Origin of the sequence: Protofrankia sp. Cr1, from assembly GCF_963555865.1 — a bacterium.
Lineage (GTDB): Bacteria > Actinomycetota > Actinomycetes > Frankiales > Frankiaceae > Protofrankia.
Genome location: NZ_CAUVXO010000060.1, coordinates 6,044 through 7,177 on the forward strand (window position 1 = coordinate 6,044; position 1,134 = coordinate 7,177).

The following is a 1,134-nucleotide window of genomic DNA, read 5'->3' on the forward strand; positions in this document are numbered from 1 at the left end:
GGTAGGACGCACACTCTGGGGTGTGGACAGTTTCGAGACGGATCCGACTGCCGGTGCCGACCAGTGGGCGGGGACGCCGCAGGGGCACCCGCGCATGGACGCGCCGGTGGGCCGACGTGCAGGTGCGCCTCGGGGCGGGACCGGCTGGGTTGCGCTGGTCGGAGGTGGTCCGGGGCGTCCTGATCTGATCACCGTTCGCGGTCTGGAACTGCTGCGCCGGGCCGACGTGGTGGTCGTCGACCGGCTGGCCCCGCGGGCGTTGCTCGACGACCTCGGGTCCGGCGTCGAGATCGTGGATGCGGGCAAGGAGGTACACGGCCACAACATCACCCAGGATCAGATCAACCGTCTGATCGTTGACCGGGCCGGGCGGGGACTCGGGGTGGTACGACTCAAGGGAGGAGATCCCTTTGTCTTCGGTCGCGGTGGTGAGGAGGCGCTGGCGTGCCTCGACGCGGGGGTGCCCTGCGAGGTTGTGCCGGGTGTGACGAGCGCGGTGGCCGTTCCGGCACTGGCCGGCATTCCGGTCACCCACCGTGGGATTACCCAGGACGTCACGATCGTCTCGGGTCACCTCGATCCGTCCCATCCGGGCTCGACCGTCGACTGGGACGCCGTGGCGACCGGTGCCGGGACGATCGTCGTCCTGATGGGCGTCGGCGCGCTCGCGCAGATTGCCGCGGAGTTGGTCAAGCGAGGCCGCGCAGGATCCACTCCGACCGCTGTGATCCACGGCGGGGGAACCGCTGATCAGCAGGTGGTGACCGGCCCCCTCGCCGACATCGCGGCCCTGGCCGCCGAGGCGGGCATCATGCCGCCATCCGTGATCGTCATTGGTGACGTGGTCGCGCTGCGCGAGATGCTGGCCTGATACCCGTGACCTGACCGGCCGAACAAGACCGGCAGCTAGCCGTGTCGAACAGCCAGCAGGGTCAGCATCAGCAGCACCGACACGATGACGATCAGCACCTGGGGTGTGATCGTGATGGATGGCTGGTGCATGGAGTCACGGGCTGCCCGGCAGGACGCACACCGTCCCTCGGCGACCGGGCCGGCACAGCGGGCGCATATCAGGTCCTCGCAGCACATGCCGTCGACCTCCTTGCGTCCGGTACTGGAAGCATCATCGCCCTC

Annotated in this window: 2 protein-coding genes; one reads left to right on the forward strand and one right to left on the reverse strand. The window is 69.0% G+C overall.

What is annotated here, in order from left to right; translation table 11 throughout:
• Positions 1–94: 94 nt before the first annotated feature.
• The gene (gene cobA, locus U9980_RS07955; protein ID WP_322767354.1) at positions 95–871 is read left to right on the forward strand and encodes a uroporphyrinogen-III C-methyltransferase; all 777 of its coding nucleotides are present in this window, start codon (positions 95–97) and stop codon (positions 869–871) included.
• A 35-nt stretch (positions 872–906) separates the two neighbouring features.
• Here the strand turns inward: cobA and U9980_RS07960 are convergent.
• A partial coding sequence (locus U9980_RS07960; RefSeq protein ID WP_322767348.1) for a hypothetical protein occupies positions 907–1,134 on the reverse strand: 228 nt, incomplete at its 5' end.

Coding starts and splice junctions, on each gene's coding strand:
- cobA (WP_322767354.1), top strand. CDS start 95: ATGGACGCGCCGGTGGGCCGACGTGCAGGTGCGCCTCGGGGCGGGACC.